The sequence below is a fragment of the Yersinia sp. 2545 StPb PI genome, assembly GCF_052217125.1.
GTDB classification, from domain to species: domain Bacteria; phylum Pseudomonadota; class Gammaproteobacteria; order Enterobacterales; family Enterobacteriaceae; genus Yersinia; species Yersinia enterocolitica_E.
This window is the reverse complement of sequence record NZ_JAZGPY010000001.1, coordinates 4,778,602-4,796,112: the sequence shown is the minus strand read 5'-3', so window position 1 is coordinate 4,796,112 and position 17,511 is coordinate 4,778,602. Positions and strand designations below refer to the sequence as shown.

Below are 17,511 nucleotides of genomic sequence, written 5' to 3'. Positions count from 1 at the left end.
TAGATAAACCAAAAACACAGGGCAAAACATCCCTTCAAAGAATAAACGATATTGAAGGGGCTGTTTTAATATAACCTAAATAATTCGAGTTGCAGGAAGGCAGCAATTGAGCAGATCCCCAGAAGCTTACTTATTTTAAGGTCAACGACCAGTAAGTAACTGGGGTGATTGAACGCAGCCAACGCACATGCAGCTTGAAATATAACGGGTATAGCTTATTTTTTCTTCACCGGACGCTGCCAGCCCTGAACATGGACTTGTTTAACACGGCTAAGCACTAACTCATTTTCCGCAATATCGCGAGTTACGGTAGTTCCCGCAGCGATAGTGGCACCCTTTGCAACAGTGACCGGCGCGACCAATTGAGTATCGGACCCAACAAAGACATCATCGCCAATAATAGTTTTAAACTTATTAGCTCCATCATAGTTGCAAGTTATGGTTCCTGCGCCAATATTTACGCCCGAACCAATCTCGGCATCGCCCAAATAGGAAAGATGACCCGCTTTCGAGCCTTTACCCAAGCGGGTATTTTTGATTTCAACGAAGTTACCAACATGTGCGCCTTCAGCTAATTCAGCACCTGGGCGCAGGCGGGCAAATGGCCCAACAGAGCAGCCAGTATCCAGGCGTGAGTTTTCTAATACGCTATATGGGCTAATGTCAGAATCATCACCGATCACACAATTTTTCAGTACGCATCCGCTACCAATACGAACCCGATCACCTAAAGTCACATGACCTTCAATGATGACATTGGTATCGATAGTAATATCACGACCATGTGTTAATTCTCCGCGCAAATCAAAGCGCGCGGGATCCAGTAACATCACACCGGCCAATAACAGTTTCTCAGCCTGCTCAGACTGGTATACACGCTCTAGAGCAGCGAGTTGCAGGCGGTTATTTACCCCTTCAACCTCACTCAACCGAGCGGGGTGAACCGCAGCAACCTTCTTACCATCAGCATGTGCCAATGCAATAATATCGGTGATATAAAACTCACCTTGAGCATTATTGTTATCCAACAGTGATAGCCAGCGCTTTAGATCACGCCCATTAGCAACCAGTATTCCGGTGTTGATTTCATTAATTTCGCGCTGTGCATCACTGGCATCTTTATGCTCAACAATCCCCACCACGTCGCCATTCTCACGCACGATACGGCCATAACCACTTGGGTTATCCAGCTTCACGGTCAACAAGCCAATGCCGCCTTGTGGCTTCGCCGCCAGCAGTCGCTGTAAGGTATCCACAGAGATCAACGGCACATCGCCGTATAGCATCAGCACATCTTCATCGTCAGCAAAGTGCGGTGCGGCTTGTTGCATCGCGTGCCCGGTACCCAACTGTTCAGCTTGTAATACCCAGTTCAAAGAGGGATCGGATAGCGTCTTTTTCAGCAGATCGCCGCCGTGCCCATAAACCAGATGAACGTTTTTTGCACCCAGCTTCATGGCCGCATCAATAACATGCTGAACCATCGGCTTACCTGCCAATGGGTGTAACACCTTAGGAAGGTCGGAATACATGCGTGTTCCCTTACCTGCGGCAAGGATGACTACACTCATTGAGCTGTTAGACATAAGCAACCTGATAACTCCAATTTAATAGACGGAAGTAAACCTGTTTAGCGAAATAATTACTACATATTTCTCAACGAAAAATGTACTCAACCCGCATGGTTAAAGGGTTGTTGCTACTCGTCATGTAACGAAAAAATGGGGCGAAAAGTGTCTGCGATCAGCGACGCTTCCCGTGCTGTTTTTGTCAAAACACATGTACATATTTACGCTATTAACCACTTATTTTACGACAAGAAACAAGAGTTTTCAGAAAGAAACGCTTTGAGTTTAGCTGAGGCTTAACTAAATAGTAGGAAAGCGGATTAAGGGAGATAAACCAAAGGCGAGTATCTGTGTTATCTGATGTATAGGTAAAAAAAAATGCCAATCAGATTTACTGACTGGCATTCTATTTTTTATTTATACCTTCGTACTGGAAGTTGCAGTAGCGTTAGCTTGCTACCTACCTGCAACCCCAATGACCTGAGTATATATAGTAATTTTATAAATCAACGAGTTAACGCAACCCATTAGTATAAAATTACATCGCCTTCCTGGTCAGTTCGATTACGCGTAATTTCGCAATCGCCTTCGCCAATTCAGCGGATGCCTGAGCATAGTCGACGTCGCCGTGGGAGTTGTTGATATGATCTTCGGCTTTACGCTTAGATTCCAGCGCTTTAGCTTCGTCCAGATCAGTTCCGCGAATAGCTGTGTCAGCCAATACGATCACAACGCTCGGTTGCACCTCAAGGATGCCGCCAGAAAGATAAATAAACTCTTCCTCACCGAACTGCTTCACGATACGTATCATGCCAGGCTTAATGGCAGTGAGCAGTGGGGCGTGACCAGGGAAAATCCCAAGTTCGCCTTCACTACCCGTCACCTGAATTTTTTGTACCACGCCAGAGAACATCTTCTTCTCTGCGCTCACAACATCCAGATGGTAAGTCATTGCAGCCATGTCACCCTCCAGTCAACAGCGTTACAGTTTCTTGGCTTTTTCCACTGCTTCTTCAATGGTGCCAACCATGTAGAACGCCTGCTCCGGCAAGTGGTCATAGTCGCCGTTCATGATGCCTTTGAAACCACGAATGGTATCTTTCAGCGAAACGAACTTGCCCGGTGAACCGGTAAAGACTTCTGCCACGAAGAACGGTTGAGACAGGAAGCGCTGAATTTTACGCGCACGGGATACAACCAGTTTGTCATCTTCTGACAACTCGTCCATACCCAAGATTGCGATGATGTCTTTCAGCTCCTGGTAACGTTGCAGAATAGACTGCACGCCACGCGCTACATCGTAGTGCTCCTGGCCAACAACCAGCGGATCAAGCTGACGGCTGGTGGAGTCAAGTGGGTCAACCGCAGGGTAAATACCCAAAGAGGCGATTTGACGACTCAAAACGACGGTTGCATCCAAGTGAGCAAAGGTGGTTGCTGGTGATGGGTCAGTCAAGTCATCCGCAGGCACGTAAACGGCCTGAACAGAAGTGATTGAACCCGTCTTGGTGGACGTAATACGTTCCTGCAACACACCCATCTCTTCTGCCAGCGTTGGCTGGTAGCCTACCGCTGATGGCATACGACCCAGCAGTGCGGATACTTCCGTACCGGCCAAGGTATAGCGATAGATGTTATCGATGAACAACAGTACGTCACGACCTTCATCACGGAATTTCTCCGCCATGGTCAGGCCGGTCAGAGCAACGCGCAGACGGTTACCTGGTGGCTCATTCATCTGGCCATACACCAAAGATACTTTGTCCAGAACGTTGGAGTCCGTCATCTCGTGGTAGAAGTCGTTACCCTCACGAGTACGCTCACCCACACCGGCAAATACAGAATAACCTGAGTGCTCGATCGCGATGTTACGAATAAGCTCCATCATGTTTACTGTTTTACCAACACCCGCACCACCAAACAGACCCACTTTACCGCCCTTAGCGAACGGGCAAATCAAGTCCATTACTTTGATACCGGTTTCTAACAAATCTTGTGAGCTGGCAAGCTCTTCGTAAGAAGGCGCTTCACGGTGGATTGCCCAACGCTCTTCTTCACCGATCGGACCTTTCATGTCGATTGGGTCACCCAATACGTTCATGATACGGCCCAGAGTTGATTTACCAACCGGCACTTCAATTGGGTGTTCCAGGTTGATGACTTTCAACCCGCGGCTCAGACCATCGGAAGAGCCCATTGCGATACAACGAACAACACCACCGCCTAGCTGTTGCTGAACTTCCAGCACCAGCTTCTCAGCAGTGCCTTCAACCTCAAGGGCGTTGTACACTTTTGGTACAGCGTCTTGGGGGAATTCGACGTCCACTACGGCGCCGATTACCTGGATAATCTTTCCAGTAGCCATCTTGAATCCTCTACGTAATACGTTTACCCGTCATACTTCAAATTGCTGGGGCGTTGGCTGCTTTTTCTCACCCCAGTTGCTTACTTTATTAGCAAGCGCCAGGGGATTTGCTCAGTTGCCGCCGTTTCGCAATCTGAACTATTTAGGGTAATAACCTGGTTAAACCGCGGAGGCTCCCCCGACGATCTCGGTGAGTTCCTGAGTGATGCTGGCCTGACGAGCCTTGTTGTAAACCAACTGCAGCTCTTTGATCAGACTACCGCCGTTATCGGTGGCGGCTTTCATCGCTACCATTCGCGCGGCCTGCTCGCTGGCCAGGTTTTCAACGACGCCCTGATAAACTTGCGATTCCACATAGCGACGCAGGAGGGTATCCAGCAATGCTTTAGGATCGGGTTCATACAGGTAATCCCAGGATTTCTTCTTCAGCTCGCCATCTTCCGCAGGCGGAAGCGGTAGTAGCTGCATGATCCGTGGTTCCTGAGACATCGTATTGATAAACTTGTTATTAACGATATACAGCTTATCCAGACGACCTTCATCATAGGCTTGCAGCATCACTTTGACTGGCCCGATAAGCTCTGACAAGGAAGGGTTATCCCCCATGCCAGTAACCTGAGCGACAATCTTGCCACCCACGGAACCAAAGAAAGAAGCTGCTTTTGATCCAATCAGCGCTAAATCACATTCAACGCCTTTTTCAGACCAACCTTTCATCTCAGCCAACAGTCTTTTGAACAGGTTAATGTTCAAACCACCGCACAAGCCACGGTCTGTAGAAACCACCAGATACCCAACGCGCTTAACGTCACGCTCTTCCAGGTACGGATGTTTATATTCCAGATTACCTAACGCAAGGTGACCAATCACACTACGCATAGTTTCTGCATAAGGACGGCTGGCCGCCATGCGTTCCTGCGATTTACGCATTTTGGAGGCGGCGACCATCTCCATGGCTTTGGTGATCTTTTGCGTGTTTTGCACGCTGGCGATCTTGGAACGTATCTCTTTTGCGCCGGCCATTTCTGCTTCTCCTCATTACCAGACGGCCTGCTTTTCTAATGAAAAGCAAGGCCGCATAGCGTTACCAGGACTGGGTTGCCTTAAATGTATCAAGGATGCCTTTCAGCTTGCCCTCGATCTCATCGTTGTACGCGCCAGTTTGGTTGATTTGTTGCAGAAGCTCGGCATGCTCACGGTCAGCAAACGCTAACAGCGCAGCTTCAAAGCTACCTACCTTCGCCAACTCAACATCACCCAGATAACCACGTTCAGCTGCGAACAGAACCAGAGATTGCTGCGCAACAGACATCGGTGCGTATTGTTTCTGTTTCAGAAGCTCGGTCACTTTCTGACCGTGGCTCAGCTGTTTACGTGTTGCATCATCCAAATCGGATGCGAACTGGGAGAACGCAGCAAGTTCACGATACTGTGCCAGAGCAGTACGAATACCACCGGACAGTTTTTTCATGATCTTGGTTTGCGCTGCACCACCCACACGAGATACGGAGATACCTGGGTTAACCGCAGGACGAATACCGGCGTTAAACAGGCTGGATTCCAGGAAGATCTGACCATCGGTAATCGAAATTACGTTAGTCGGAACGAACGCGGAAACGTCCCCTGCTTGAGTTTCAATGATTGGCAATGCGGTCAAAGAACCGGTTTTACCTTTCACTTCACCCTTGGTAAAGGCTTCAACGTAGTCGGCGTTAACACGCGCAGCACGCTCCAGCAAACGGGAGTGGAGGTAGAATACGTCGCCAGGGTAAGCTTCACGACCTGGTGGACGACGGAGCAGCAAGGAGATTTGACGATATGCAACAGCCTGTTTAGACAGGTCATCATAAATAATCAGCGCATCTTCACCGCGGTCGCGGAAATATTCACCCATAGCACAACCGGAGTAAGGTGCCAGGTACTGCAATGCTGCAGATTCTGAGGCGGTAGCTACAACCACAATGGTATTAGCCAAAGCGCCATGCTCTTCCAGTTTACGCACTACGTTAGCAACAGTAGAGGCTTTCTGGCCGATAGCAACATACACACATTTGATGCCGGAATCGCGTTGGTTGATGATCGCATCAATCGCCAAAGCAGTTTTACCTGTCTGACGGTCACCGATGATCAATTCACGCTGGCCACGACCAATTGGGATCATGGCATCCACTGACTTATAGCCCGTCTGAACAGGCTCATCAACGGATTGACGTTCGATAACGCCAGGTGCGATAGCTTCAACAGCTGAGAAGCCGTCGTTTTCTACCGGACCTTTACCATCAATAGGTTCACCCAGAGTATTGACGACGCGACCCAACAGGCCACGACCGACGGGAACTTCCAGGATACGGCCAGTACATTTAACCTTCATGCCTTCGGCAAGATCGGCGTACGGACCCATAACTACAGCACCTACGGAGTCGCGCTCCAGGTTCAGTGCGATTGCGTAACGGTTGCCTGGCAGTGCGATCATCTCGCCCTGCATAACATCGGCTAAGCCGTGTACGCGAATGATCCCGTCACTAACGGAAACAATAGTACCTTCATTGTGAGCTTCGCTCACCACATTGAACTGAGCAATGCGCTGCTTGATCAGTTCGCTGATTTCGGTGGAATTCAGTTGCATATGCTCCAGTCCCCTTAAGACTGCAAGACGTCCGCCAGGCGTTCTAGACGACCGCGAACGCTGCCATCTATCACCATATCGCCTGCACGTATTACTACGCCGGCCATTACGGACTTATCGATTTTGCAATTCAGCTTAACTTTGCGTGATAGACGTTTTTCCATCGCAGCAGCAATTTTAGCTAGCTGTTCGTCTTTCAGTGGGCTCGCAGAGCTCACTTCGACGTCGACGGTCGACTCCAGCGAGGCACGCAGTTGAATAAACTGCTGTAGCACCTCAGGAAGAACCAGTAAACGGCCATTCTCCGCCATAACTCGAATGAAGTTCTGTGCGGGTTCATCGAGCTGATCACCACAGACTGCAATAAACGTCTTAGACATTGTTTCAGGTGCTACAGCACCGGAAAGCAATTCAGCGATCTGTTCATTGCGCGTCACTTGGGCAGTAAACGCTAGCATATCCTGCCAACGATCAACCGCCTGGTGCTCAACAGCAAAGTCAAAAGCTGCTTTGGCGTAGGGGCGAGCTACAGTTACAAATTCAGACATCAGCCCCTCCCTCCTTACAGTTCAGCGACCAGTTTATCAACGATGTCGCTGTTAGCAGCTTCATCCACGGAACGTTCGATGATCTTCTCGGCGCCAGCTATAGCCAACATCGCGACTTGCTTACGCAACTCTTCACGAGCACGCTTACGTTCGGCGTCGATCTCTGCCTGCGCTTGCGCCACGATTTTGTTACGTTCCTGTTCGGCTTCAGTTTTAGCTTCATCAAGGATCTGAGCTTTGCGTTTACTTGCCTGCTCGATGATCACCTGTGCTTCTGCTTTAGCCTTCTTCAGTTGGTCGGTCGCATTGGCTTGCGCTAAGTCCAAATCTTTTTTGGCACGCTCTGCAGAAGAGAGACCGTCAGCAATTTCTTTTTGACGCTTCTCGATGGCAGCCATAATTGGCGGCCATATATACTTCATACAAAACAGGACAAACAGGACAAACGCGATGGCCTGGCCGAGGATTGTTGCGTTAAGATTCACAGCACAATGCCTCTTTAAAAGTTAATAGTTTGGTGTAGTTCACGGTAGAGAAAACTCTACTTACGCGACAGCAAACATCACGTACAGACCCAGACCAACAGCGATCATAGGGATGGCGTCAACCAGACCCATGACGATAAAGAACTGTGTACGCAGCAGAGGAATCAGGTCAGGCTGACGTGCAGCGCCTTCCAAAAATTTACCACCCAGGATGCCGATACCGATCGCAGCACCGATTGCCGCTAAACCCATCATTATAGCGGCAGCCATGTACAGCAGATCCATATTCAGGTTTTCCATGACAGTCTCCAATTATTTCAGTTAAACGCAGTAGTGTTATACACTTCATACTTCAAGCTACATGTGCGTTGGCTTCCTTCGTTCACCCCAGTCACTTAACTTATGTAAGCTCCTCGGGATTCGCTCAGTTGCCGCCTTTCTGCAACTCGAATTATTTAGGGTATATTAAGAAAATCAGTGCTCTTCGGACGCCATCGACAGATAGACAATCGTTAGAACCATGAAGATAAAGGCTTGTAACGTAATAATCAGTATGTGGAAGATAGCCCAAGGTAAACTGAGCATCCACTGTGACCACCACGGCAACAGACCCGCAATAAGGATGAAGATCAACTCACCCGCATACATGTTGCCGAACAGTCGCAAACCGAGTGAAACGGGTTTGGACAGCAGGCTGACACCTTCCAGAATTAAGTTAACTGGAATAAATATCGGGTGATTGAACGGCTGCATCGTGAGTTCTTTTACGAAGCCGCCTACACCTTTCATTTTGATGCTATAGAACAGAATCAGGATGAAGACACCCAATGCCATGGACAAGGTAATACTCACGTCCGCAGTAGGTACCACGCGCAATGCAGGTAACCCAAAGACATGTTCACCGATGTAAGGCAGTAAATCGATTGGCAGTAAGTCCATCATGTTCATCAATAAAACCCAAACAAACACGGTCAGGGCTAATGGTGCTATGACTTTACTTTTGCCGTGGTACATATCCCGCACGCTGTTATCGACAAAACCGATAATTAACTCAACAGCAGTCTGCAATTTGCCAGGCACGCCACTGGTGGCACCTGCCGCGACTTTGCGGAACACAAACAGAAAAGCTAACCCCAGCACGACAGAGAAGAACAAAGAGTCAATGTTCAACGTCCAGAACGTTGCAGGGCCAGGTGAGTGGGGATTGACCAACTCAAAGGTACGCAGGTCCAACTGAAGGTTATTCAGGTGGTGACCTATGTAGTCCCTTGGAGTAGAGATTTCTCCTGATGCAGACATGATGCCTCTTACCCTTTTTGTAGTTAAATACGATAACGGTTAAGTACGGTAGCCGCTAATCACAGCCGGTGCCAATATCTGCACAATCAGCACCGCCAAATAGGTTAAACCGAGTGGCGCAAACGCTGCTTTAAACAGCCCCAAAGCCACAATCAGCAAAATTATCGTCATGATAACTTTTAACCCTTCGCCAATGGCAAACGACCACGCAACACGACCTGGAGCTGCTGTTTTTGCCTGATGGCGGCAAGCAAACAACATAAACATGGCGCTGGGCAACCAAGCCGCCAATCCTCCTGCCAGAGCAGAAGCACTCCATTCCAGGCTTTTAAAGCCAAAAGCAGCACTGAGAACAACAAAAGTCATTAACTGCAAAAACAGCAGCTTTCGTGCGATTTTCCCACTGTAAAGGGATACAGGCATGACGTTTGTTCTCTCCGAACCACACTAAGGGTATGCTGAGTGAGGTATAAAACTGCCTTTTACCCCATTGAGTCAAGCAGCAAAAAACGAGCAAATTATACGGGCCACTCAAACGAATTCAATCGATAAGTAGCGAAAAGGTGAACAATTATTTAAATTTTCTTCTTTCGGACTATTTTCACAAGAAAAGCCTCGGAATAAAGCCCCCATTTAATTGTCTGACGATTCCAACCATTACCAATAAAGCGTGCAACTGATCACAAAACTTAAAACAAACTGATTTATATCCCATAAAGCTTCTGATTGTCTTTAACGAAAAGAGCCATTAAAAAGTTTTATAAATCATAATGTTAAAATTAAACTATTATCGAACAACTTATCTACTTAGTAAAAACTTCCCGTTGACATTTCAGATAATAATCAAGCAACACTTCGTCTACATAAAAAGAGTGATGGCACAGCTAAAGTAATGACTAAAGTGACTATTTGCCAGCTTTCAATATAGTTATGCCATCTGTTATCGCTGTTTTTGTAAACAACACGTAAAATATAATCTGCCGGTACGATAGTAAGCGAAGAAATACTTATCGATATTAAAAATAATAAATACGATAATTTTCCTACCATCCGCCAAGGATTTATTACATTTTTTTGATAAATAACAAAGTTAGTTTGACTTAAGAATGACCAGATGGCGTTCACCTTCCAACTCTGGCACCTGCAATCGCACGACCGATTCAAGGCTAATACCCTCCGGCAGTACGGCTAACTCATCGTCCGGCCTCACCCCTTTAAGCGCATAAAAGCGCCCTTCAGGCTTGGCTGGCAAATGGTGACACCAAGACAGCATATCTTGTAGAGATGCAAATGCACGGCTTATTACACCATCAAATGGCGGTTTTGCGGCAAAGTCCTCAACTCGGCTTTGCACTGGCTCAATATTATTTAAGCCCAGTTCGTGCTGTACCTGACGCAAGAAGCGTACACGTTTACCCAAGCTATCTAGCAACGTAAAGTGCGCAGTAGGCCGTATAATTGCCAGCGGTATCCCAGGAAGCCCAGGGCCGGTGCCCACATCAATAAACCGGTCACCCTGCAAATGTGGGTTAACCACAATACTATCCAGAATATGTCGCACTAGCATTTGCTGTGGGTCACGAACAGAAGTCAGATTGTAAGCTTTGTTCCACTTATGCAGCAGTTCTACATAGCCTATCAACTGTAATTTTTGCTGTTCAGGTAACACAATAGCTGCGGCATTTAGCAGGGAATCTAATTTTTTTAACACAACAATATCCTCTGACTAAGCTCGTTCAGTCAGCATGAAAAGGGCCGGGATGAGGAATAATAATCTAGCTTGGCAGTGGTTTGAACCGTTAGTTGTGGCCTGAAGCAAAGAAGAACTTACCTGCACTGCTTATCCCTTAGCAATGCAGGCAAACGTCGGTTGTTAGGCACTACGGCGTAACAACCCCTGTTTTTTCAGCCAAACCAATAAAATAGAGATTGCTGCTGGGGTAATGCCAGAAATACGCGAGGCTTGTCCGATTGAGTTAGGTTTGTGATCGTTCAGTTTAGCGATGACTTCGTTCGATAAACCAGACACCTGACGATAATCCAGATCAGCCGGCAGTAGAGTATTCTCATTGCGCAGTTGTTTTTCAATTTCTTCCTGCTGACGCGCAATATACCCTTCATATTTAACCTGAATTTCAACCTGATCCGCAGCTTGTGGATCTGTTAATGCTGGGCCAAAAGAGGTTAGGGTTGTCAGCAAACGATAATCAATTTCAGGCCGACGCAGTAATTCTTCACCATTGGCTTCTTTAGACAACGGCGCTTTTAGTAATGCATTGATCTCAGAAACGTTTTCTGAGTGTGGATGTACCCAGATATCACGCAGACGTTGACGTTCTTTTTCAATTTGCTCAATTTTCTTGCTGAAATGTGCCCAACGAGCATCGTCAACCAACCCCAATTTACGGCCCATCTCAGTCAAGCGCAGATCCGCGTTATCTTCACGCAGCATCAAGCGATACTCTGCGCGAGAGGTAAACATGCGATACGGTTCTTTGGTGCCAAGGGTGCTTAAATCGTCCACCAGCACGCCAAGGTAAGCTTCATCACGGCGAGGTGACCATCCATCGTCATCGTTAGCGAAGCGGCCCGCATTAAGCCCTGCAAGCAGCCCTTGAGCCGCTGCTTCTTCATAGCCGGTAGTGCCATTGATTTGCCCAGCAAAGAACAGACCGTGGATATATTTGCTTTCCAAGGTCGGTTTCAAATCACGTGGATCAAAGAAATCATATTCGATGGCATAACCTGGTCGAATGATACGGGCATTTTCTAGCCCTTTCATTGAACGGACGATTTGCATCTGTACATCGAAAGGCAGGCTGGTTGAAATACCGTTCGGATAGATCTCATTACTGGTCAAACCTTCCGGCTCGAGGAAGATCTGGTGTGAATTACGATCGGCGAAACGCATGACTTTGTCTTCGATCGAAGGACAGTAGCGTGGCCCGATCCCTTCAATGATCCCGGCATACATTGGGCTACGATCCAAGTTATTGCGGATCACTTCATGGGTTTTTTCATTGGTGTAGGTGATATGACAAGCCATTTGTTCTGGATGCTGGCTAGCATTACCCAAGAATGAAAATACTGGAATTGGCGTATCACCCAGTTGAGGTACCAGTTGGCTAAAATCAATGGTTCGCGCATCAATACGTGGTGGAGTACCGGTCTTAAGGCGATTAACTCGCAGTGGTAATTCACGCAAACGCTGTGACAATGAGATGGATGGCGGATCACCAGCACGACCACCACTGTAGTTCTGAAGACCGATATGAATTTTTCCGTCGAGGAAAGTACCAACGGTTAATACCACCGCTTTCGCCCGGAATTTAAGACCCATTTGAGTGACTGCACCCACAACGCGATCATTTTCAACAATCAGATCTTCAACTGGCTGTTGAAAGATCATCAGGTTTGGCTGGTTTTCCAATGCGGTACGTATTGCCTGCCGATACAGAACACGGTCAGCCTGAGCTCGGGTCGCTCTTACCGCTGGCCCTTTGCTGGCGTTTAGTATCCTAAACTGAATACCCGCTTGGTCAGTCGCCATGGCCATCAGACCACCCAGAGCATCGATCTCTTTTACCAAATGTCCCTTACCGATACCGCCAATCGCTGGGTTACAAGACATTTGTCCCAGTGTGTCGATGTTGTGCGTCAGCAATAAGGTCTGACGTCCCATGCGTGCCGCTGCCATTGCAGCTTCCGTGCCGGCATGGCCACCACCAATGATGATGACGTCAAATTGATCTGGATAAAACATGGTACTGCACCTCGCCGTTATGCGAATTTCTGTGTTTGCCCTGGGGTGGGGGATTCTACTCAAGTTTAGACTTTTGACCAAGCGGCTTAGGATCCCCCTTAATTAAAAGAAGATCTTTTTATTTAAAGATCTCTTTATTAGATCTCTTATTAGGATCATGATCCTCTGTGGATAAGTGATTATTCACATGGAAGATCATAGTATTAAGGAAGATCGTTTGCTGTGAATGATCGGTGATCCTATTGCGTATAAGCTGGGATCTAAATGGCATGTTATGCACAGGCACTTTGAGGTGCCAAGGTTGTTATGTGGATATGTACCGGTTTTACCCTGCTTTTAAGCATACTTATCCACATTCGTTCGCGTGATCTTTAATCAAATTAGAGCAAATTAATCCAATTTTTGACCCAAACCTCTGCCGGATCCTCGGGAATTTCATGTTGTATGACGTCAATTTCTAAAATATCACCCAAACGTTTGGCGCCTTGTGCGATCAATTGTTGATCCAATGCTCTCACTGCACCGCAGAAAGTGTCATATTCTGAACTGCCCAAACCAACAGCACCAAAGTGCACTTGAGAAAGATCAGGCTTCTGTTGTTCGATTTGTTCTAATAATGGTTGAAGGTTATCTGGGAGATCACCCGCACCGTGGGTTGATGTGACTATTAGCCACGTACCCTCAAGCGTAAGCTCGTCTAATTCAGGGCCATGCAGCGTCTCTGTAGAAAAACCTGCTTCTTCTAATTTCTCAGCTAAATGTTCAGCAACATATTCAGCGCTGCCGAGTGTACTGCCACTGATCAAGGTAATGTCAGCCATAAAGAACCCAACCGAAGTAAAGAGCCGGTATTGTACGCTGTGAATCAGCTGGGATCTACCTGTGGATAATGTGGGTATAGTTATTTAGTGCTCAAGGCACAATGGTACGCATGATGGGGTTTTGCAGGGAGATAAGTGTCTCCGTTGACTGGATCTCATCGATAGTCTGGATCTTGTTGATAAGTACCTGCTGGAGCGCATCTATTGACTTACACATCACTTTAATAAAAATGCTGTAGTGGCCGGTGGTGTAATAGGCTTCTACAACTTCTTCTAAACCTTCCAGTTTTTTTAGTGCCGACGGGTAGTCTTTGGCACTTTTCAAAATAATACCGATAAAGCAACACACGTCATACCCGAGTTTTTTTGGATTAACGTGAACACAAGCCGCGGTAATGATCCCCGCCTGGCGCATTTTCTCCACTCGCACATGGATAGTTCCTGGACTCACGCCAAAATTTTTTGCCAATTCAGCATAAGGTGTGCGTGCATTTTCCATTAATGCGTTCAGGATGCCGCGATCGAGATTATCGATTTGATAAATTTCACCCATATTTGCCTCCTTTTTTTAACGATTACTTAATTTAAGACCCATAAAAATGAATTATTAAAAGTTAAAAGGCAATATTGTTTGTTGGATATTGAATTTAACCCTCATTCTGTTGCTTAATCGATGTCAAGCCAGGTGGCATAACCTAATTAGCATAATCAGTAATAACGAATCGAGAAAACGGCAATGAAAAAACAATTTATCCAAAAACAACAACAAATCAGCTTCGTAAAATCATTCTTTTCCCGTCAATTAGAACAACAACTGGGTCTGATTGAAGTACAGGCACCAATCCTGAGTCGTGTGGGTGATGGTACTCAAGATAACCTTTCAGGTTCAGAGAAAGCCGTTCAGGTAAAAGTGAAGACATTGCCGGATGCAACTTTTGAAGTCGTTCATTCATTAGCTAAATGGAAACGCAAAACCTTGGGTCGCTTTGATTTTGGTGCTGACCAAGGGATATATACTCATATGAAAGCATTGCGCCCTGATGAAGATTGCCTGAGTGCTATTCATTCTGTGTATGTCGATCAGTGGGATTGGGAACGCGTGATGGGAGATGGTGAACGCAACCTGGCTTATCTGAAATCCACTGTTAACAAGATTTATACCGCTATTAAAGAAACTGAAGTAGCGATCAGTGCTGAATTTGGTGTGAAGCCATTCCTGCCAGAGAATATTCAGTTTATCCACAGCGAAAGCCTGCGTGCGCGTTTCCCTGACCTGGATGCTAAAGGCCGCGAACGTGCGATAGCTAAAGAGCTGGGAGCTGTATTCCTGATTGGCATCGGTGGTAAATTGGCTGACGGTAAATCTCATGATGTCCGAGCGCCAGATTATGATGACTGGACGTCGCCGAGTGCTGAAGGTTTTGCGGGCTTGAACGGTGACATTATTGTCTGGAACCCTGTTCTTGAAGACGCGTTTGAAATCTCATCCATGGGGATACGTGTTGATGCTGAGGCACTTAAACGCCAATTGGCACTGACTTCTGATGAAGATCGTCTGAAACTGGAATGGCACCAATCACTGCTGAGTGGTGAAATGCCGCAAACTATCGGTGGCGGTATCGGCCAGTCTCGTTTAGTGATGTTATTGCTGCAACAGCAACATATCGGTCAGGTTCAATGTGGCGTATGGGGGCCAGAAATTAGCGAGAAGGTTGACGGCCTGCTGTAAATACCCTTTATACTTGATGTTGCAGGTGTTTACCTGCAACACCCATTAGTTTGGTTATATATTAATCCCCCTCACTCGCGAAGGTTGCAACCGCCAGCGCGAGTTTTTAATCTATGCTGTAGTGATATATAAATATTTTAAATATCACTATATGCAAGGTTGTTGATATTATGGCCCTTTTTCATCCTATAAAGCACTATTTACACGCTCGGCCACGATTGTTGTTTTCGGTTGGCGCGGGTGTTGTCACTTATTTCCTGCTGCCAACACATTACTCGGTATTGCTGCGTCTGATGGTGAGTTGGAATGTTTCCGCCTGGCTTTATTTACTGTTTTTATGGTTGCAATTATTACGCACTGATTCGACGAAAATCAGCAAAATAGCCCGGGTGCAGGATGAAAGTGCCAGTATGGTGCTGAGTATTGTCAGCATGGCGTGTCTGGCCAGTATTCTGGTTATTTTATTTGAATTGAGCACGGCGAATCAGCTCTCAGGCTCTGCCAAGGCGTTCCATTTGGTCCTGACAGGGCTGACGTTATTGGTTTCATGGTTATTATTATCCACCGCTTTTACTATGCACTACGCACATTTGTTTTATATGCGCCGCGATAAATCAGAAACGGTTCTACCGTTACTTTTCCCCAAAGAGATAACCACGCCTTCCTATTGGGATTTCCTTTATTTCTCATTTACCATTGGTGTGGCTTGCCAAACTGCCGATGTCTCTACCGGCACGTCAGATATCCGCCGCGTAGTACTCTTGCAGTCAGTGTTATCATTTATCTTTAATATGACGATATTGGGGTTGTCGATAAACGTTGGAGCCGGCCTGCTTAACTAGCGCTTCCAGCGGCGCATCAAGCGGCTTTTTAGCCCAGTATCAAAACGCCAGATATGATCGAAAATTCGCATGATACCGGGCTTACCATACGCAGACATGGCAACAGCATGAAAACGGTGCTGGTGGGCTTGTTGCTGGATTTTAATCTTTCTGACTAATTCGTCTGGTAAACGTTGGGCGATAAAATCTGAAATGATCACTGCATCTGCGTCATACCATTCTCTATCTTCCATTTTATTTAATGTGCTGGCTAAGCAAGCAGCCAGATCGGTACCTCCGCGAAAATGTTGGCCAAGAAAACGAATCGCCTGCTCAATACCACTGGCAGCAGATAGCTCGTAGTGAATTATTTCAGTGGCAAATAGCATGATGTAACAGCGGCGATTATCTGCCAGTGCAATTCGAAGCAGAGCCAGACAAAATGCTTTGGCACATTGTTCGTTAAATCCGCCCATGGAGCCTGAGGTATCGACACAGACGATAAAAGGGCCGCGAGGGTGTTCATCATTGCTTTTAAGACTGACCGGGCGCTGTAAGGTTTTCTCCTGCCAGTTGTCACCCTGCAAACGGTAAGTGAGTAAGCGGCGCTCCAGTAAACGGCGATAAAACTCAAATTCCAGCTCGCTCATCCCTAACATCACCAGTTCCGTCGGGAGCAATCGCAAAATATCATTGCTTTGATGAATGCCACTGACCTCCTCTGGCACTGTATCGGGCTGGCGAACCATGACAGTATAAGGTTCAAAGCGAGCCTCTGGTGTCGGTTGTGCCTTTGCTGAACGGCTACGACCCAATTGCTCGGCCAGTTGTTGTAATTCGGGTTGTTGTTGTAGAAAGTCACCGTATTGCAGTAGCAATTGATAATCGCCACGCTGTAAGTGGCCCTGACTCATATCCCAAAGCCGCCCTGCTGCCCCATCATTGGTTGCCAGTACTGGTTCTAATGCCCCACTGAGCGCCAATCTCTGCTGGAGTTCAGCCAGAAGTTGCTCTCGCTCTTGCTCAAGTAACTGGTGATGAATGGTGATGGTTTGTAGCGTTAGACTGACACGCCAACGCTGTAAAAATAAGGTTTGTAAACTATCGCCGGGTTGAGGGTTTCTGGCTAAATCAGCGGTTTGTAGCAATGTATTGGCTTGTGAAGCAAAGGGCGATTGCCATTGCTGTAACTGAGCCACAATATCTGGCAGATGCACATAAAATAGTGGGCTACTTTCCAACAAGCTTTGTTGGTATAGGGAAAACTCATTTGCCAGAGTAGCCGGAGCTTTAGCCTCGCGGATACGCTGCTGTAAGTTTTGCTTCCAACCAGGAATATCTTTCATTAGCGCCCGTTTAATTCGCGGGAATTTTTCGAAAAATAGTGCTAATTGAGGTGACGCCAATAGCCCGATCACCATCTCTTCGATAAGCTCACCCTCACTTATCGATAGCAGCATATCCAATGTTGCCAGGCTGAGCATCT

At 46.9% G+C, this 17,511-nt stretch carries 17 protein-coding genes; 2 read left to right on the top strand and 15 right to left on the bottom strand.

Annotation, left to right across the window (positions count from 1 at the left end):
• Positions 1 to 215: 215 nt before the first annotated feature.
• The 14 genes from glmU to asnC form a co-directional block, all read right to left on the bottom strand.
• On the bottom strand, positions 216 to 1,586 hold the full coding sequence (glmU, locus tag V1955_RS22205; RefSeq protein WP_083161583.1) for a bifunctional UDP-N-acetylglucosamine diphosphorylase/glucosamine-1-phosphate N-acetyltransferase GlmU: 1,371 nt from the start codon (positions 1,584 to 1,586) through the stop codon (positions 216 to 218).
• A 520-nt stretch (positions 1,587 to 2,106) separates the two neighbouring features.
• The gene (locus tag V1955_RS22200) at positions 2,107 to 2,529 is read right to left on the bottom strand and encodes a F0F1 ATP synthase subunit epsilon (RefSeq protein ID WP_004393020.1); all 423 of its coding nucleotides are present in this window, start codon (positions 2,527 to 2,529) and stop codon (positions 2,107 to 2,109) included.
• A gap of 21 nt (positions 2,530 to 2,550) precedes the next feature.
• Complete coding sequence (atpD, locus tag V1955_RS22195) at positions 2,551 to 3,933, bottom strand: F0F1 ATP synthase subunit beta (RefSeq protein WP_083161584.1); 1,383 nt, start codon at positions 3,931 to 3,933, stop codon at positions 2,551 to 2,553.
• Positions 3,934 to 4,092: 159 nt separating this feature from the next.
• Entirely contained in the window at positions 4,093 to 4,956 is an 864-nt protein-coding gene (gene atpG / locus V1955_RS22190) for a F0F1 ATP synthase subunit gamma (RefSeq protein ID WP_002220756.1), read from the bottom strand.
• Positions 4,957 to 5,017: 61 nt separating this feature from the next.
• Positions 5,018 to 6,559 (bottom strand): F0F1 ATP synthase subunit alpha, encoded by a 1,542-nt coding sequence (gene atpA / locus V1955_RS22185; protein ID WP_004703877.1) that lies wholly within the window; start codon positions 6,557 to 6,559, stop codon positions 5,018 to 5,020.
• Between the two features lie 14 nt (positions 6,560 to 6,573).
• Positions 6,574 to 7,107 carry a F0F1 ATP synthase subunit delta gene (atpH, locus tag V1955_RS22180; protein ID WP_372560177.1) on the bottom strand — a complete coding sequence of 178 codons (534 nt, stop codon included), beginning with the start codon at positions 7,105 to 7,107 and terminating at the stop codon, positions 6,574 to 6,576.
• 14 nt (positions 7,108 to 7,121) lie between these two features.
• Positions 7,122 to 7,592 carry a F0F1 ATP synthase subunit B gene (gene atpF / locus V1955_RS22175; RefSeq protein ID WP_005186686.1) on the bottom strand — a complete coding sequence of 157 codons (471 nt, stop codon included), beginning with the start codon at positions 7,590 to 7,592 and terminating at the stop codon, positions 7,122 to 7,124.
• 60 nt (positions 7,593 to 7,652) lie between these two features.
• Positions 7,653 to 7,892 carry a F0F1 ATP synthase subunit C gene (atpE, locus tag V1955_RS22170; RefSeq protein WP_004393045.1) on the bottom strand — a complete coding sequence of 80 codons (240 nt, stop codon included), beginning with the start codon at positions 7,890 to 7,892 and terminating at the stop codon, positions 7,653 to 7,655.
• Positions 7,893 to 8,066: 174 nt separating this feature from the next.
• On the bottom strand, positions 8,067 to 8,891 hold the full coding sequence (gene atpB / locus V1955_RS22165) for a F0F1 ATP synthase subunit A (protein WP_005161179.1): 825 nt from the start codon (positions 8,889 to 8,891) through the stop codon (positions 8,067 to 8,069).
• Between the two features lie 39 nt (positions 8,892 to 8,930).
• Positions 8,931 to 9,314 (bottom strand): F0F1 ATP synthase subunit I, encoded by a 384-nt coding sequence (gene atpI, locus V1955_RS22160; protein ID WP_083161585.1) that lies wholly within the window; start codon positions 9,312 to 9,314, stop codon positions 8,931 to 8,933.
• A gap of 667 nt (positions 9,315 to 9,981) precedes the next feature.
• Positions 9,982 to 10,602, bottom strand: coding sequence for a 16S rRNA (guanine(527)-N(7))-methyltransferase RsmG (rsmG, locus tag V1955_RS22155; RefSeq protein ID WP_442821400.1), 621 nt, complete (start codon positions 10,600 to 10,602; stop codon positions 9,982 to 9,984).
• 162 nt (positions 10,603 to 10,764) lie between these two features.
• Positions 10,765 to 12,654: a tRNA uridine-5-carboxymethylaminomethyl(34) synthesis enzyme MnmG gene (gene mnmG / locus V1955_RS22150; RefSeq protein ID WP_420073953.1), complete on the bottom strand. Its 1,890-nt coding sequence runs from the start codon at positions 12,652 to 12,654 to the stop codon at positions 10,765 to 10,767.
• Positions 12,655 to 13,034: 380 nt separating this feature from the next.
• Positions 13,035 to 13,475, bottom strand: a complete 441-nt coding sequence (gene mioC / locus V1955_RS22145) for an FMN-binding protein MioC (protein WP_005192870.1) — start codon at positions 13,473 to 13,475, stop codon at positions 13,035 to 13,037.
• A gap of 91 nt (positions 13,476 to 13,566) precedes the next feature.
• Positions 13,567 to 14,028 (bottom strand): transcriptional regulator AsnC, encoded by a 462-nt coding sequence (gene asnC, locus V1955_RS22140; RefSeq protein ID WP_083161588.1) that lies wholly within the window; start codon positions 14,026 to 14,028, stop codon positions 13,567 to 13,569.
• Between the two features lie 183 nt (positions 14,029 to 14,211).
• On the opposite strand from asnC, the gene asnA reads away from it, so the two are divergent.
• Both asnA and V1955_RS22130 read left to right on the top strand, forming a co-directional pair.
• Positions 14,212 to 15,204, top strand: a complete 993-nt coding sequence (gene asnA, locus V1955_RS22135) for an aspartate--ammonia ligase (protein ID WP_442821399.1) — start codon at positions 14,212 to 14,214, stop codon at positions 15,202 to 15,204.
• A 170-nt stretch (positions 15,205 to 15,374) separates the two neighbouring features.
• Positions 15,375 to 16,046 (top strand): DUF1345 domain-containing protein, encoded by a 672-nt coding sequence (locus tag V1955_RS22130; protein WP_083161589.1) that lies wholly within the window; start codon positions 15,375 to 15,377, stop codon positions 16,044 to 16,046.
• Here the strand turns inward: V1955_RS22130 and viaA are convergent.
• On the bottom strand, positions 16,043 to 17,509 hold the full coding sequence (gene viaA / locus V1955_RS22125) for an ATPase RavA stimulator ViaA (protein ID WP_083161591.1): 1,467 nt from the start codon (positions 17,507 to 17,509) through the stop codon (positions 16,043 to 16,045). The two genes, V1955_RS22130 and viaA, sit on opposite strands and share 4 nt — an antisense overlap.
• Positions 17,510 to 17,511: the final 2 nt, after the last annotated feature.

Bases quoted from the DNA above. Each gene is read 5' to 3' on its own strand.
- glmU (WP_083161583.1), bottom strand. From the start codon at position 1,586: ATGTCTAACAGCTCAATGAGTGTAGTCATCCTTGCCGCAGGTAAGGGA.
- V1955_RS22200 (WP_004393020.1), bottom strand. From the start codon at position 2,529: ATGGCTGCAATGACTTACCATCTGGATGTTGTGAGCGCAGAGAAGAAG.
- atpD (WP_083161584.1), bottom strand. From the start codon at position 3,933: ATGGCTACTGGAAAGATTATCCAGGTAATCGGCGCCGTAGTGGACGTC.
- atpG (WP_002220756.1), bottom strand. From the start codon at position 4,956: ATGGCCGGCGCAAAAGAGATACGTTCCAAGATCGCCAGCGTGCAAAAC.
- atpA (WP_004703877.1), bottom strand. From the start codon at position 6,559: ATGCAACTGAATTCCACCGAAATCAGCGAACTGATCAAGCAGCGCATT.
- atpH (WP_372560177.1), bottom strand. From the start codon at position 7,107: ATGTCTGAATTTGTAACTGTAGCTCGCCCCTACGCCAAAGCAGCTTTT.
- atpE (WP_004393045.1), bottom strand. From the start codon at position 7,892: ATGGAAAACCTGAATATGGATCTGCTGTACATGGCTGCCGCTATAATG.
- atpB (WP_005161179.1), bottom strand. From the start codon at position 8,891: ATGTCTGCATCAGGAGAAATCTCTACTCCAAGGGACTACATAGGTCAC.
- atpI (WP_083161585.1), bottom strand. From the start codon at position 9,314: ATGCCTGTATCCCTTTACAGTGGGAAAATCGCACGAAAGCTGCTGTTT.
- mnmG (WP_420073953.1), bottom strand. From the start codon at position 12,654: ATGTTTTATCCAGATCAATTTGACGTCATCATCATTGGTGGTGGCCAT.
- mioC (WP_005192870.1), bottom strand. From the start codon at position 13,475: ATGGCTGACATTACCTTGATCAGTGGCAGTACACTCGGCAGCGCTGAA.
- asnC (WP_083161588.1), bottom strand. From the start codon at position 14,028: ATGGGTGAAATTTATCAAATCGATAATCTCGATCGCGGCATCCTGAAC.
- asnA (WP_442821399.1), top strand. From the start codon at position 14,212: ATGAAAAAACAATTTATCCAAAAACAACAACAAATCAGCTTCGTAAAA.
- V1955_RS22130 (WP_083161589.1), top strand. From the start codon at position 15,375: ATGGCCCTTTTTCATCCTATAAAGCACTATTTACACGCTCGGCCACGA.
- viaA (WP_083161591.1), bottom strand. From the start codon at position 17,509: ATGCTCAGCCTGGCAACATTGGATATGCTGCTATCGATAAGTGAGGGT.